We start from the raw sequence: 15,121 nt of genomic DNA, 5'->3' as shown, positions 1-15,121 counted from the left end.
GTTGAAGATCACCTTGCCGAGCCAGCCGCCGAGCAGACCGCCGGCCACGCCGATGAGCATGGTGATGATGATGCCGCCCGGGTCCTTGCCCGGCATGATGGCCTTGGCGATGGCGCCGGCGAGCAGGCCGATGATGATCCACGCGATGATGCCCATGTGCGTCTCCCTCTCTCGTCGCATAAAGACGGTGTTAGCTCCCGTCTGTACCGTCTGCGCTCGTACAAACGTCCTCTTTCCGAATCGAGGGCTCCCGAGCGGGATGCGGCGGCCGCTCATCCGTGAGATAGGGCTCTCCGAAGAGCGCCCCTGCTTAGTAATGGGCCTGGTGGGAAGTCGGAGGTGCACAGCCCGCCTCCGGTGAACCGGCCGAGCGGGTCGAATTCCCCGGGTGAGGCAGTCAGCGTTCGCCCGTCACCTTAGGAGTGCCGTGACCGTTCGCATCGGAGTGGAAGAGGAGTTCCACATCGTCGAGGTGGAGACGGGCCTGCTCGCCCCCCGAGCCGACGCCATGCTGGAGAAGCTCCCCCAAGGCACCTTCACGACCGAACTGCAGCAGGCGACCGTCGAGTCGAACAGCGGGGTGCACGACTCCCTCGCCGGCCTGTACGACGACGTGATCCGGTCCAGACGCCGGCTCGACGCCGCGGCGAGCGCCCAGGGACTGGCCGTGGTCGCCGCCGGTACCGTGCCGCTGGCCCGCACGCAGGACACCCGCCCGACCGACGGGCGCCGCTACCGCCACATGGTCGACGAATACCGCATGATCGCCGACGAGCAGCTGATCTGCGGAACCCACGTCCACGTCGACGTGCCCGACCGCGACCTGGCCGTGCGCCTCATGTGCGAGGTGTCCCCGTGGCTGCACGTCCTGCTGGCCCTGTCCGCCAGTTCCCCCTTCTGGCTGGGCGCCGACACCGGCTATGCCAGCTGGCGGACGATGGTGTGGCAGCGCTGGCCCACCGCGGGCCCGCCGGGTTGCTACGCCGACGCCGCCGACTACGACGCGGCCGTGCAGTGCCTGATCGACTCCGGTGTCATCAGCGACGCGGGAATGATCTACCACGACATCCGGCCCTCCGCCCACCAGCAGACCCTCGAACTGCGCATCTGCGACGCCTGCCCCCGGCCGGAGACGGTCGTGCTGATCGCCGGGCTCTACCGTGCCCTGGTGACCGAGGCCCGCGAGCGGCTGGAGACGACGGACGCGCCGGCCTGCCGGGGCCGGCACGAGTGGCTGCGCGCCGCCGCCTGGCGGGCCGCGCGGTCGGGCCTGGAAGGGGTCCTGATCGACCCCGGTACCCGGCACGAGGCACCGGCCGCCGAGGTCGTCCGGCGCCTGCTCGCACGGGTGCGCCCGGCGCTGGAGGCCGCCGGGGACTGGCCCACGGTCCGGGACCTCGCGGAGCGCGCGCTCGCCACCGGCAGCGCCGCCCACCGCATGCGCCGCACCGCCGAAGCGGACGACCTGCTCGCCTGCACCGATCTCGCGATCGCGGAGACCCGGGGCGACGACCAGCCGCGCCGGCGGCCCGCCGCCCCCGCCCGGCACGTCGCCTCCCCGGGACGCCCCGTCGCGTACCCCTCGGGGGCCGGCCGGGCCGGCATCGCCGGCCGCTGAGGCGTACGGGAGAACCCCCCGGGGCTCTCGGCGCCCCGCCTGCAACGACGCCTCGTCGTACCCGTCCGTACCCGCTCCCGTTACGAAGGAGAAGAACCACCGTGTCCATCAGTTCCGGCCACATACCGGTGGGCGGCCCGCCGCGCACCTCTCCGCCGCGCACCCTGCGCGACCCGTACGCGCAGCAGCAGGGAGGTGGTCGCGGATGTGCGGTCTGAGCGGAGAGATGCGCTTCGACGGCACCCGGCCCGACCTGGCGGCCGTCGAGCGCATGAACGACCGGCTCGCCGCCCGCGGACCCGACGGCGAGGGGGTCTGGTCACGGGACGCCGTCGCGCTGGGGCACCGCCGACTGAAGATCATCGACCTCTCCGAGCGCGGGGCGCAGCCGCTGACCGACACCGGACAGGAGGTCACCGGTGTCTTCAACGGGTGCATCTACAACTACAAGGAGCTGCGCGCGGAGCTGACGGCCCTCGGCCACCGGTTCCGGTCCACCTCCGACACCGAGGTCGTCCTCGTGGCGTACCGCCAGTGGGGCACCGCCTGTGTCGACCGCTTCCACGGCATGTTCGCCTTCGCCCTCGTCGAGCACCGCACCGGCCGGCTGATCCTGGGCCGCGACCGGCTCGGCATCAAGCCCCTGTACCTGGCGCAGACCCCGGGGCGGCTGCGCTTCGCCTCCTCGCTGCCCGCCCTGCTCGCGGCCGGCGGCGTGGACACCTCGCTCGACCCGGTCGCCGTGCACCAGTACCTCAGCTGGCACGCGACGGTGGCCGCCCCCCGGACCGTGCTGGCGGGGGTGCGCAAGCTTCCCCCGGCCACCGTGCGGGTCGTCGAGCCGGACGGCACCCACCGGGACCACCGCTACTGGCAGCCGTCGTACACGCGCCGCCCCGAGCACGCCGGCATGGGCGCCGCCGAGTGGCGGGACGCGGTGCTGGAGGCGCTGCGCACCGCCGTACGGCGGCGGATGGTCGCCGACGTGCCGGTCGGCGTGCTGCTGTCCGGAGGACTGGACTCCAGCCTGATCGTGGCCCTGCTGGCCGACGAGGGGCAGCGGGACCTGGCGACGTTCAGCGTGGGCTTCGAGGCGGAGGCCGGTGACGAGGGGGACGAGTTCCGCTACTCCGACCTGGTGGCCAGGGAGTTCGCCACCGATCACCATCAGCTGGTGGTCCCCTCGCAGCGCGTGTCGACGGCGCTGGACGCGGCGGTCGCGGCGATGAGCGAGCCCATGATGAGCCACGACGTGGTCGCCTTCCACCTGCTGTCCGAGCAGGTGTCGAAGAACGTCAAGGTCGTCCAGAGCGGGCAGGGCGCCGACGAGGTCTTCGCCGGCTACCACTGGTACCCGGAGCTGGCCGCCGTGGCCCGCGAACAGGAGCCGGACAGGTATGCCGAGACGTACTTCGACCGGCCGCACGCCGACCTCGCCGCGATGCTGCAACCGGACATGCTGCCGCGGGAGGACGTCTCCGGCCGGTTCGTCCGCGAGCACATGGCGGCGCCCGGGGCGGAGACGGCGCTCGACGCCGCCCTGCGCCTCGACACCCATGTCATGCTGGTGGACGACCCGGTCAAGCGGGTCGACAACATGACGATGGACTGGGGCCTGGAGGCCCGCGTGCCGTTCCTCGACCACGAACTGGTCGAGCTGGCGGCCGCATGCCCGCCGGAGCTGAAGCTGGCCGACGGCGGCAAGGGCGTCCTGAAGGAGGCCGGCCGCAAACTGCTGCCCCACGAGGTGGTCGACCGCCCCAAGGGCTACTTCCCGGTCCCGGCGATCACCCACATGGCCGGACCCGTCCTGGACAAGGTGCGTGAGGCGCTGGGCGCCCCCGAGGCGAAGCGGCGCGGGCTCTTCCAGGACTCCTACGTCGCCCGACTCCTGGCGGCCCCCGACCGACACCGCACCAAGCGCGGAGCGAACGCACTGTGGCAAGTGGCTTTGCTGGAGATATGGCTGCAGACGCACGGAATCTGACCGGGGAACCGCCCGCGGTACGGCCGCCCGACGCCGGCCCGGCCGGTGCCGGGCGGCCCGCCACCGCCCACCCGAGGCGGACCCCCCACCCGTCCCCGCCGGCCACGGACGGCCGTACCGCCGCCTTCGCCGCGCCCGCCCGCGTTCCGCTGCCCGACGCCTCCGGGCCGCGCGACGCGCCGACGCGGCTCATCGCGCACGGCTGCTGGTACCCCTCGGCCGACCCGGCCGACACGCAGGTCGCCTTCATCTGCGACCGGGGCGGCGTGCCACAGCTGTGGACGGGACCCCCCGACGGCGACGCCGTACGCCTGCTCGACGACGGACCGGATCCCGTGACGGAGGTGTCCTGGTCGCCCGACGGCCGGTGGATCGCCTACACGACGGCCCCCGGCGGCGGCGAGCTCACCCGGGTGCTGTGCGTCCGCCCCGACGGCAGCGACCGGCACATCCTCGCCGGCGCCGAGCCGGGCACCTCGGCCCACCTGGGCTGCTGGGCGCACGACGGATCGGCGATCGCGGTCACCGTCGCGGTGCCCACCGCCGTCTCCGCCCCGGACGCCGTGGCGGAGACCGGTACCCCCGTCCCCGGGCCCGCCGACGGCCACCTGCCGGCCCACTGGCATGGCCCCACCGGCGACACCGAGCTGCTCGGCCCGGCACCCCACACCGCCCCCGGACCTGCACTGCCCTCACCCCTCCTCGCCGTCGGGACGACGGCGATCGGCGCACCGGGCGGTGGCACCGCCCCGGCGGCCGGGTTCGGCGACGGACTGTCCGCGTACCTCATCGATCCCGACGGTGTCGCCGCCCCCGTCCTGCTCGCCGTGGAGAAGGACGCGGCGACGCTCCGCGTGTGCGACCTCAGCCGGGACGGCGCGCTCGCGCTGCTGCGCCGGGGACCCCGCGGCCGGCGCGAGGCGGTCGTGCTGCGCACCGCCGACCTCGTGACGACCTGCGTGATGCCGGTGGCCGACGGGGACCCGTGGATCGGCGGCTTCTCACCCCGCGCGGACACCCTCTGGCTGCGCAGCAACGCCTACCGGGAGTTCGCGGTCCTGCTCGCCGCCGAGCTCGGCCCGGACGGGCGGCCGCGCGGCTGGTCGGCCGCCGCCGCACGGGAGAACACCGACCTGGAGCTGCTGCGGTGCACCCGCGACGGCAGCTTCGCCGTGCTCGCCTGGAACGTCCGGGGCATGAGCGAGCTGGAGGTCATGGACACGGAGGCGTCCGCCCGGCCCGGATCGGACCCGGGCCCCACCCGGACCGTGTCCCTGCCCCACGAGGTGGTCACGCGCATCACGGACGCCGGCCCGCGGCTGCTGCTGGCCCTGTCCGGGTCCCGCCGCCGCCCCGGCATCTGGTGGCTGCCCGACGGCGCGACCCCGGTGCGCACCCCCTGGTCGTCACGCGACGAGGACGCCGTCCCCCCGGGCCGTCCGCCCGTGCGACCGGTCCCGCTGCGGCCCATCGCCCGGGACGGGCTGCCGCTGAACGGCTGGTACTACCGCGCGCCGGGCCGCGGCCCCGGCGAACCGGCACCCTGCGTCATCCATCTGCACGGCGGCCCCGAGGACCAGGAACGCCCCGTCCTCAACCCCCTGTACCACGAGATCCTCGGGCGCGGACTCGACATCTTCGCACCCGACGTCCGCGGGTCCTCCGGATACGGCCGGTCGTTCGTCGACGCGGACCTGGGACGGGGGCGGTTCGCCGCGATCGACGACGTGGCGGACTGCGCCGCCCACGCGGTGCTGGCCGGCCCGGCCGATCCCGCCCGGCTGGCGGTGATGGGCCGCTCGTACGGCGGCTACCTCACGTTCGCCTCCCTGGTCTGGCACCCGGACCTGTTCCGCACCGGGGTCGCGGTGTGCGGCATGTCGGACCTCGCGACGTTCTTCGAGGGCACCGAACCCTGGATCGCCCAGTCGGCGGCCCACAAGTACGGCCACCCCGAACGCGACCGTGAACTGCTGCGGTCGCTGTCACCGATGAGCCGCATCGACGCGCTGCGCGCACCGGTGCTCGCCGTGCACGGGGAGCACGACACGAATGTGCCGCCGGGGGAGTCGGAGCAGTTCGTACGGGCCGCCCGCGAGCGCGGTGTCCCCGCCGAACTGCTCACCCTGCTCGACGAGGGACACGAGTTCCTGCGCGCCGACAACCGCCGGCTCTTCCGCCGCGCCGCCGCCGACTGGCTGCAGCGGCACCTGGGCGGCTGACCGCCGTGCCCGGGGTACTCGCCGGAGGCCGGGGTACCCCGGGCAGCCCTGCCACCGTACGAGGAGTGTGCCGATGACCGGGGAAGGACCGCCGGCCCGCGGACGGCGGGCCGGGCGGCTGCGCGAGACGGCCGCCGAGGTGTTCGGCTGGGAGGAGCTGCGCCCCGAACAGCTCACCGCCATGGAGTGGGTGCTGGAGGGACGCGACTGCCTCGTCGTCATGCCGACCGGATCGGGCAAGTCCGCCGTGTACCAGGTTCCCGCCCTGCTGCTGTCCGGGCCGGTCGTCGTCGTGTCACCGCTGCTGGCCCTGCAGCGGGACCAGATCGCGGGACTGCCCGGCGGCGACCGCGGCCCGGGCGCCGTCGCCGTCAACTCCGACCTGGGCGCGGCCGAGACCGAGGAGGCCTGGGCCGCCGTCCGCGAGGGCTCGGTGCGCTACGTCTACCTGTCCCCGGAGCAACTGGCCAAGGACGAGGTCGTCCGGCGGCTGACCGAGGCGCGCCCCGCCCTCCTCGTGGTCGACGAGGCCCAGTGCGTGTCCTCGTGGGGCCACGACTTCCGGCCCGACTACCTGCGCCTGGCCCAGGCCGTGCGGCGGCTGGGCCGGCCGCCCGTGCTCGCGCTCACGGCGACCGCCGCGCCGCCGGTACGGCAGGACATCGTCGAACGGCTCGGCATGGACCGGCCGCGGCAGCTCGTCACCGGATTCGACCGTCCGGGCATCAGACTGGAGGCCCACCGCCACCTCGACGACGACGAGCGCCGGGCCCGCGTCCTGGAGGACGCCGCCGCCGCTCCCAAGCCCGGCATCGTCTACGCGGCGACGCGCAAGGACAGCGAGACCTACGCCGCGGAACTGGCCTCCCTCGGGCTTGCCGCCGACGCCTACCACGCGGGGCTGCGGGCCGCCGAACGCCGGCGGATCCACGAGGCGTTCCTCTCCGGCGACCTGGACGTCGTGGTGGCGACGTCGGCCTTCGGGATGGGCATCGACAAGGAGAACGTGCGGTTCGTGCTGCACGCGTCGCTGCCGGGTTCCCTGGACGCCTACTACCAGGAGGTCGGGCGCTGCGGCCGCGACGGACAGCCCGCCCTCGCCGTACTGCACTACCGCACCGAGGACACCGGGATGCAGGCGTACTTCAGCAGCCGCACGCCCCGCCCCCAGGCCGTGGAGGCGGTCGTACGGGCGGTCCACGCCCACCGGGACGCCCCGGCGGACCTCGCCGGACTGCGCCGCGACACCGACCTGTCGCGGGCCCGGGTCACCGCGGCCGTGAACCTGCTGGAGGAAGCGGACGCCGTGGTCACGGATGCCTCGGGCGCCGTCCGGCCGGTCCCGGGCACGGCACCGGCACGCGCGGTGCGGCGAGCCGTGGACACCGCCGAGGCCCACAAGCGCATGGACCGCTCGCGCGTGGACATGGCCCGGGCGTACGCCGAGACCACCGGCTGCCGACGGCGCTTCCTGCTGGGCTACTTCGGCGAGGAGTACGAAGCCCCCTGCGGCAACTGCGACGTGTGCGACGCGCAGGAGAGCGGCGACGGCGACGCGGCGGGCACCGGCCGGCACCCGGACGCCGGCACCTATCCGCCGGGAGCCGCGGTGCGGCACGGCGGGTGGGGCCGCGGCACCGTGCTGAGCGAGGACGGCGACCGCATCACCGTCCTCTTCGACGAGGCCGGCTACCGCACGCTCTCCCTGGACGCCCTGGCCGCACGGGACGACCTGCTCACCGTGACCAGCGGCCCGGAGCAGCCCTAGAGGGCCTGTCGTTCGGATCACGCCGGGCTGATCCGGACGAAAGGCCCTGGACGTCCGGACCCGGCCCGTGCCGTTTCGGCTCCGGCGCCCGTGCAACCCGGCCGTGGTGCGGTCCGGCTCCCGGCTCGGGCCGGCCGCGCCGAGACACCTGAGCCCGGACACCCCCGAGGAGGACAGCCATGGACCACCTCCGCGTCCCTGTGCCGGAGGCACCCGGCGCCGAAACGCTCCCTGTGACGTGCCGGCCGTGAAACGCGGCAAGCAGTACGCCGTCGCCGCCTCCGGGCAGTGGACCGACGAGGAGGAGGGCCGGCGCAGGCTGCCCGCCGGCGAGGTCCACGCCTGGGAGCCTGGCCGCAACGAGACCGTGTGCGGGCTGTCCCTCAGCCGCTCCCGGCTCGTGCGCTTCCCGCACGTCGCCTGGCCCGACACCTTCCCGGAATCCGGCGGCGCGGCCGACCGCGTGCGGCGGGTGTGCCGGCGCTGCGCCTCCGTGGCCGGACACCGCGGCGGCGACGCCCGCCCACGGTGGCAGCGCGTCCGCCCGCGACCGTAGATTCTCCCCGGAACGGTCCGGAGCACCGACGACGCCGGCTGACGCACGCGACCACCGAGGCGGAGATGCATTTCACGACGCGCCCCACCCTCCAGGGCACCTTCGGCATGGTGTCCTCCACCCACTGGCTCGCCTCGCAGTCGGCGATGGCGGTCCTGGAGAGCGGGGGCAACGCCTTCGACGCGGCCGTGGCCGGGGCGTTCGTCCTGCACGTCGTGGAGCCGCACCTCAACGGACCGGCCGGCGAGGTGCCGATCCTGCTCGCCCCGGCGGGCGGCGAGGTGCGCGTCCTGTGCGGGCAGGGCGTGGCCCCGGCCGGGGCCACGCCGGCGCACTACCGGGGCCTCGGTCTGGACCTCGTACCGGGCACCGGACCGCTGGCCGCCGCCGTGCCCGGCGCCTTCGACGCCTGGCTGCTGCTCCTGCGCGACCACGGCACCAAGTCCCTGGAGGACGTGCTCGGATACGCCATCGGGTACGCCGAACACGGGCACGCGCCCGTGGAGAACGTCGGTCTGACCGTCGAGAGCGTACGGCGGCTCTTCGAGACCGAGTGGACCTCCTCGGCCGACCTGTACCTGCCCGGCGGCCGGGCGCCCCGCCCCGGCACCCTGCTGCGCAACCCCGCCCTCGCCGCCACCTGGAAGCGGCTGCTGGCCGAGACCGCCCGCGCGGGCGGCCGGGAGGCGCGGATCGACGCCGCGCGCGAGGTGTGGCGCTCCGGCTTCATCGCCGAGGCCCTGGTACGGCAGTCCCGGCGCCCCACCCTGGACACCAGCGGCGAGCGGCACACCGGCACGCTCACCGAGGCCGACCTGGCCGGCTGGTCGGCGACCTACGAGACACCGGTGACGTACGACTGGCACGGCTGGACCGTGTGCAAGGCCGGCCCCTGGAGCCAGGGCCCCGTCCTGCTCCAGCAGCTCGCCCTGCTCCCGCCCGAACTGCCGGCGTACGGCTCCGCCGACTACGTCCACCTGCTGATCGAGGGCTGCAAGCTCGCCATGGCCGACCGCGAGGCCTGGTACGGGGACGCCGCCGAGGTACCCCTCGCGGACCTGCTGTCGGACGACTACAACAGCGCACGGCGGACCCTCGTCGGCGAGAAGGCCGACCACGGGCTGCGCCCCGGCAGCCCCGGCGGACGCACCCCGCGGCTGCCCGCACGCGCAGGCGCACACGCGTGCGTGCCGGACGGCACCGGGTCCGGCTTCGACCCGATGGGCGCCGGCGAGCCGACCGTCGCCGCCGACGGCACGACCCGCGGCGACACCTGCCACCTGGACGTCGTCGACCGCTGGGGCAACATGATCGCGGCCACGCCCAGCGGCGGCTGGCTCCAGTCCAACCCGGTCGTCCCCGAGCTGGGCTTCCCGCTCGGCACCCGGCTGCAGATGACCTGGCTGGAGGAGGGCCTGCCCAACACGCTCACCCCGGGCCGCCGCCCCCGCACCACCCTCACCCCGTCCCTCGCGCTGCGCGACGGCGTGCCGGTCCTGGCGTTCGGCACGCCCGGCGGCGACCAGCAGGACCAGTGGCAGCTGCACTTCCTGCTGGCCGCCGCCCTGCGCGCCCCCGTCCGCGGCGGCCTCGACCTGCAGGGCGCCGTCGACGCCCCCAACTGGCACAACGACAGCGCCCCCAGTTCCTTCCACCCGCGCGGCCGGCGGCCCGGCAGCGTCACCGTGGAGTCCCGTACCGAGCCCGGTGTGATCGAGGAGCTGCGGCGGCGCGGCCACGACGTCACCGTCGGCCCCGCCTGGTCCGAGGGGCGGCTGTGCGCGGTGGCCCGGGACCCGGAGACCGGCGTGCTGTCGGCGGCGGCCAACCCGCGCGGCATGCAGGGCTACGCCGTCGGCCGCTGACGGCGCTGCCGGGGCGCCCGCGCGGGGGACGGTGCCGGCCCCGGCTCTTCATCCCGATTCCACCCCGCGTGCACCGGCCGGCGGCGGGGATTGTCAGTGGGCCGTGTTCTGATGGGGGACATGATCGAAGAGACGGAAACCATCGAGGAGTTTCTCGCCCGCTGCTCGGCCGACGTGGAGGAGGCGGTCCGCAAGGCCGCCGCGGCCGAGATCCTGCCCCGCTTCCGCCGGCTCGCCGCGCACGAGGTGGACCAGAAGAACGGCCCGCACGACCTGGTGACGGACGCCGACCGCCTCGCCGAACTGCGGCTCACCGAGGACCTCGGCGCCCTGCTGCCCGGCTCGGTCGTGGTCGGCGAGGAAGCGGTGCACGCCGACCCGGCGGTGTACGAGGCGCTCCAGGGCGACGCCCCGGTCTGGATCGTCGACCCCGTCGACGGCACCCGCCAGTTCGTGCACGGCGACGACGGCTTCTGCACCCTGGTGGCGCTCGTCCAGCGCGGCGTCGTACGGGCCTCGTGGACCTACGCGGCGGCGCGCGACCAGCTCGCCACCGCCGTCCGCGGCCACGGCGCCTTCCTCGACGGGCGGCGGCTGTCCGCGGGCGCCCCCGCCCCCGGCCGGGACCTCGTCGTCGCCACCTCCCACCCCGACTACACCACCGACGTGCAGAAGCGCGCGCTGCGCGTGCTGTGGACCGACGGCCTCGCCCCGCGCGCGTGCGGCTCCGCCGGCCTGGAGTACCTCGCCGTCGCCCGGGGCGAGCTGGACGCCGTGGCGTTCTCCTGGGAGGCCGCCTGGGACCACGCGGCCGGTCTGCTCCTGGTTGAGGAGGCGGGCGGCGCGCACCTCACCCTGAGCGGCGAGCCGTTCCGCGTCACCGGCGGCAACGCACTGCCGTTCACCGCCGCCCGGGACGCCGCCACCGCCCGGCGGGTGGCCGGCCTGCTGCGCAGCGCGTCCTGACGCTCCGGGGCCACCCGGGCCGGGGGAGTGCCGGTCCCCCGGCATATCCTGATCAGGAATGGCCGTCGGCTGACGAAGGGGTCCGAAGGTGCCGTCGATGCTCGATGCGGTCGTGGTGGGTGCGGGACCGAACGGACTGACCGCTGCCGTGGAGCTGGCCCGCCGCGGCTTCTCCGTGGCCCTGTTCGAGGCGAAGCCCACCGTGGGCGGCGGCGCCCGCACCGAGGAACTGACCCTCCCCGGCTTCCGGCACGACCCGTGCTCGGCCGCCCACCCCCTCGGCGTCAACTCCCCGGCGTTCCGCGCGCTGCCCCTCGACCGGTACGGCCTGGAGTGGCTCCACGCCCCGCTGCCCATGGCCCACCCGTTCCCGGACGGCAGCGCGGCCGTGCTCTCCCGCTCGGTGGCCGAGACCGCCGCCTCCTTCGGACCGCGCGACGCGGGGCCGTACCGCAGACTGGTCGAGCCGCTCCTCGCCCACTGGGACACCCTCGTACGCGACTTCATGTCCCTGCCGCTGACCGCGCTGCCGCGCGACCCGGTCACCCTGGCCCGCTTCGGCCTGGCCGGCCTGCCGCCGTCCACCTGGCTGATGCGCCGCTTCAAGGACGAGCGGTTCAAGGCCCTCTTCGCGGGCCTGGTCGCCCATGTGATGGCGCCGCTGGACGGCCTCGCCACCAGCGCCATCGGTCTGGTCTTCGCGCTCTCCGCGCACGCCCGCGGCTGGCCGGTGCCCCGCGGCGGCTCCCAGGCCATCTCCGATGCCCTCGCCGCCTACCTGACCGACCTCGGCGGCGCCGTGCACACCGACTACGAGGTCAAGCGGCTGGACGACCTGCCGCCCGCGCGTGCCTACGTCTTCGACACCTCGCCCGCCGCGCTCGCCCGCATCGCCGGCTTCGGCGACTACTACGCGAACTACCGCTACGGCCCCAGCGTCTTCAAGATCGACTACGCGCTGGACGGGCCGGTGCCGTGGACCGCGCCCGAGGCCCGCACCGCCGGCACCGTGCAGATCGGCGCGAGCCGGGCCGAGATCGGCACCGCCCTGCGCGCCGCCTCCCGGGAGGGCCGCGCCCCCGACAGACCGTTCATGATCACCGTGCAGCCCAGCGTAGCCGACCCCACCCGCGCCCCCGAGGGCAAGCAGGTCTTCTGGGCGTACGGCCATGTGCCGAACGGCTGGTCCGGGGACCTCACCGACGCCATAGAACGCCAGCTGGAGCGGTTCGCCCCCGGCTTCCGCGACCGCGTGCTCGCCCGCGCCACCGCCGGACCCGCCGAGATGGCCGCCCGCAACGCCAACTACGTCGGCGGCGACATCGCCTGCGGCGCGGCCTCCGGGCTCCAGCTGCTGCTGCGCCCCAAGCTGTCCCTGTACCCGTACCACACGCCTCACCCGGCCGTGTTCATCTGCTCCTCGGCCACCCCGCCCGGACCCGGCGTGCACGGCATGTCCGGCCACAACGCGGCCAAGGCCGTCTGGCGGAGACTGCGACGGACGACATGACCACCCTCACGCTCGTCCAGGGCGACATCACCCGGCAGCACGTCGACGCCATCGTCAACGCGGCCAACTCCTCCCTCCTCGGCGGCGGAGGCGTGGACGGCGCGATCCACCGCCGCGGCGGCCCCGCCGTCCTGGCGGAGTGCCGCGCCCTGCGCGCCTCCCGGTACGGCAAGGGCCTGCCCACCGGCCAGGCGGTCGCCACCACGGCGGGCGAACTGGACGCCCGCTGGGTGATCCACACCGTCGGCCCGGTGTACAGCCCGGACGAGGACCGCTCGGACCTGCTCGCCTCCTGCTACCGCGAGTCCCTGCGGGTCGTCGGCGAACTCGGCGCCCGCACGGTCGCGTTCCCGGCGATCTCCACCGGCGTGTACCGCTGGCCGATTGAGGACGCGGCGCGCATCGCCGTGGAGGCGGTACGGAGCACGCCGACGGCCGTGGAGGAGGTCCGGTTCGTGCTGTTCGACGAGCGCGCGTACGAGGCGTTCGCCCGGCAGACCGGCTGACACGCGCCCCGCGTACCCGACCCGCCCCGGATCACCCGGACGGCGCAGTACCCGGTGCGCCCGGCCGCCGCCTGCCCGACGCTCGGAATGCCCCGGTGCTCCGCGCGAGCGCCCGGGCACCGGACGAACGGGGCGGCAGGAAGGACACGCTCATGAGCCAGGCAGCGCAGCCCGGAAAACCGGCCTCCTCGGGCGGCTCGTGGCCGCCGGGGCAGCCCACGGCCCGGGGCGGTGGCTGGGCGACCGGCGGCGTCACGTTCGCCGGCGTCCTGATGGTGTGCAGCGGTGTCCTCGCCGTCCTCCAGGGCATCGCCGCGATCGCCGGGGACGACGTCTACTTCCGCGTCGGCGCCTACGTCTACAGGATGAGCCTCACCGGCTGGGGCGTGATCCACATCATTCTCGGCGCGCTGGTCCTGCTGATCGGCGTCGGCCTGCTCATGGACATGGCCTGGGCCCGCTTCGCCGGTCTGTTCGTCGTCTCCCTCAGCCTCATCGCGCAGTTCCTCTTCCTGCCGTACCAGCCGGTCTGGTCGTTCGTCATGATGGCGATCGACGTCTTCCTGATCTGGGCCCTGGCGACCCGCCAGGAAGCGGTGGCCTGAGGCGCGCGGCGGCCGGTCCGCCCAGCTCGCGCAGCGTCCTGCCGAGCACGGCCACCCCGTCGGCGACGACACCCGGCGGGGTGGCCGCGTACCCGAGGACCAGACCGGGCGGGCCGGGCCGCTGCCGGTGCCAGGAGAGCGGCTGGCACTTCACGCCCCGCGCGAGCGCCGCCGCGGCGAACTCGGTGTCGGGCACGTCCCCGGCGTACGTCACCGTCAGGTGCAGGCCCGCCGCGGCTCCGTGCACCCGCGCCCCCGGGAGGTGCTCGGCGAGGGCGGCGATCATCGCGTCCCGGCGCCTGCGGTGGCGCCCGCGCACCAGCCTCAGATGCCGCTCCAGCTCCCCGGACTCCATCAGCCGGGCCAGCACCAGCTGGGGCAGCACCGCGTTGCCGAGGTCGTTGAAGCGCTTGGCGTCGACCAGCGCGGCACGGTGGCGGGCCGGGGCCACCAGCCAGCCGATCCGCAGCGCCGGCGCGAGCAGCTTCGAGACGCTGCCCATGTAGCAGACCCGGTCGGCCAGCAGGGCGCGCAGCGCCGGGACCGGGGGGCGGTCGTAGCGGTGCTCGGCGTCGTAGTCGTCCTCCAGGATCAGCCCGCCGCCGCGCGCCCACGCCAGCAGCTCACGCCGGCGTTCACCGCTGGTCACCACGCCGGTCGGGAACTGGTGGGCGGGCGTCAGCAGGACGGCCCGGGCGCCGTTCGCCCGCAGCGCGTCGACCCGTACGCCCTCCTCGTCGACCGGCACCGGCGGGGTGGCCAGGCCCCCGTTCCCCAGGTGCTGGCGGGCCCCCAGCGAACCGGGATCCTCCACCGCGACCGCGTCGACGCCGTCCGCGCGCAGCACCGGGTGCAGCAGCGTCAGCGCCTGCGCGGTGCCGGCGACGACCAGCACCGCGTCCGGCTCCACCCGTACGCCCCGCACCCGCGCGAGCCAGTCCGCGACCGCCCGCCGCAGCGGGGGCGCTCCGCGCGGGTCGCCGTAACCGAGCTGGTCGGCGGAGAGCCCGGCCAGCACAGCCCGCTCGGCCCGCAGCCAGGCCGCCCGCGGAAAGGTGCTGAGGTCGGGCCGCCCCGGCGTGAGGTCGACGTCCGCCGGCGCGGCCCGCAACACATCGAACACCTCCGCCCCGGGCACACCCCCGAACACCGCCCCACCGCCCCGCCCGGCGCCCGCCCCGTGGGCCCCGCCGCTGAGTAGCCCACTGCCCGTCCCCGCGTCCCCACCGTCCCGGCAGGCACGCGCCCCCTCCGGTGCGTACGGCCTGCGGGGCCGGCTGCCGTCCGGCTCGCCGTCGCGCCCGGCGTGCGGTCCGCCGGCCTGGCCGGTGCGTGGATGGCTGTCCGTTCCAGTGGGCCCGCCGTCCCGCCCGGCGCACGCCTCATCCGGTTCGTCTCCGCGCAGCCCTGTGCGCGGCCCGCCGGGCCGGCTGCCGTCCGGCTCGCCGTCGCGCCCGGCGTGCGGTCCGCCGGCCTGGCCGGTGCGTGGATGGCTGTCCGTTCCAGTGGGCCCGCCGT

The 15,121-nt window shown here is 75.2% G+C and carries 11 protein-coding genes and 1 pseudogene; 10 read left to right on the top strand and 2 right to left on the bottom strand.

Going from position 1 to position 15,121, the window contains the following annotated elements; translation table 11 throughout:
- Nucleotides 1–156 (bottom strand): annotated as a pseudogene (locus tag ABZ923_RS35805) (GlsB/YeaQ/YmgE family stress response membrane protein); the annotation flags it as partial.
- 271 nt (nucleotides 157–427) lie between these two features.
- Here ABZ923_RS35805 and ABZ923_RS35800 point away from each other — a divergent pair.
- The 10 genes from ABZ923_RS35800 to ABZ923_RS35755 all read left to right on the top strand — a co-directional run bounded on the left by ABZ923_RS35800 (nucleotide 428) and on the right by ABZ923_RS35755 (nucleotide 13,603).
- Complete coding sequence (locus ABZ923_RS35800; protein ID WP_361480690.1) at nucleotides 428–1,618, top strand: glutamate--cysteine ligase; 1,191 nt, start codon at nucleotides 428–430, stop codon at nucleotides 1,616–1,618.
- Nucleotides 1,619–1,823: 205 nt separating this feature from the next.
- Entirely contained in the window at nucleotides 1,824–3,605 is a 1,782-nt protein-coding gene (locus ABZ923_RS35795; RefSeq protein ID WP_361480687.1) for an N-acetylglutaminylglutamine amidotransferase, read from the top strand.
- Nucleotides 3,581–5,827 carry a prolyl oligopeptidase family serine peptidase gene (locus tag ABZ923_RS35790; RefSeq protein ID WP_361480684.1) on the top strand — a complete coding sequence of 749 codons (2,247 nt, stop codon included), beginning with the start codon at nucleotides 3,581–3,583 and terminating at the stop codon, nucleotides 5,825–5,827. The genes ABZ923_RS35795 and ABZ923_RS35790 overlap by 25 nt, the downstream gene beginning before the upstream one ends.
- Nucleotides 5,828–5,900: 73 nt before the next feature.
- Complete coding sequence (locus ABZ923_RS35785; protein ID WP_361480681.1) at nucleotides 5,901–7,595, top strand: RecQ family ATP-dependent DNA helicase; 1,695 nt, start codon at nucleotides 5,901–5,903, stop codon at nucleotides 7,593–7,595.
- A 247-nt stretch (nucleotides 7,596–7,842) separates the two neighbouring features.
- Nucleotides 7,843–8,151: a hypothetical protein gene (locus tag ABZ923_RS35780; RefSeq protein ID WP_361480679.1), complete on the top strand. Its 309-nt coding sequence runs from the start codon at nucleotides 7,843–7,845 to the stop codon at nucleotides 8,149–8,151.
- Nucleotides 8,152–8,216: 65 nt separating this feature from the next.
- Nucleotides 8,217–10,016: a gamma-glutamyltransferase gene (locus ABZ923_RS35775; RefSeq protein WP_361480676.1), complete on the top strand. Its 1,800-nt coding sequence runs from the start codon at nucleotides 8,217–8,219 to the stop codon at nucleotides 10,014–10,016.
- Between the two features lie 120 nt (nucleotides 10,017–10,136).
- Nucleotides 10,137–10,982 carry an inositol monophosphatase family protein gene (locus ABZ923_RS35770; protein WP_361480673.1) on the top strand — a complete coding sequence of 282 codons (846 nt, stop codon included), beginning with the start codon at nucleotides 10,137–10,139 and terminating at the stop codon, nucleotides 10,980–10,982.
- Nucleotides 10,983–11,079: 97 nt separating this feature from the next.
- Nucleotides 11,080–12,492 carry an NAD(P)/FAD-dependent oxidoreductase gene (locus ABZ923_RS35765; protein ID WP_361480670.1) on the top strand — a complete coding sequence of 471 codons (1,413 nt, stop codon included), beginning with the start codon at nucleotides 11,080–11,082 and terminating at the stop codon, nucleotides 12,490–12,492.
- Nucleotides 12,489–12,998 (top strand): O-acetyl-ADP-ribose deacetylase, encoded by a 510-nt coding sequence (locus ABZ923_RS35760; RefSeq protein ID WP_361480667.1) that lies wholly within the window; start codon nucleotides 12,489–12,491, stop codon nucleotides 12,996–12,998. Before ABZ923_RS35765 ends, ABZ923_RS35760 begins: the two co-directional genes overlap by 4 nt.
- Nucleotides 12,999–13,150: 152 nt before the next feature.
- Nucleotides 13,151–13,603 carry a hypothetical protein gene (locus tag ABZ923_RS35755; protein WP_361480664.1) on the top strand — a complete coding sequence of 151 codons (453 nt, stop codon included), beginning with the start codon at nucleotides 13,151–13,153 and terminating at the stop codon, nucleotides 13,601–13,603.
- Here the strand turns inward: ABZ923_RS35755 and ABZ923_RS35750 are convergent.
- Nucleotides 13,539–15,008: a PLP-dependent aminotransferase family protein gene (locus tag ABZ923_RS35750; RefSeq protein WP_361480693.1), complete on the bottom strand. Its 1,470-nt coding sequence runs from the start codon at nucleotides 15,006–15,008 to the stop codon at nucleotides 13,539–13,541. The genes ABZ923_RS35755 and ABZ923_RS35750 overlap by 65 nt on opposite strands.
- Nucleotides 15,009–15,121: the final 113 nt, after the last annotated feature.

The sequence above is a fragment of the Streptomyces sp. NPDC046881 genome (genome assembly GCF_040645015.1).
Lineage (GTDB): Bacteria > Actinomycetota > Actinomycetes > Streptomycetales > Streptomycetaceae > Streptomyces.
Note: the sequence above shows the minus strand (reverse complement) of the source record. Positions and strands in the feature narration are given on the sequence as shown.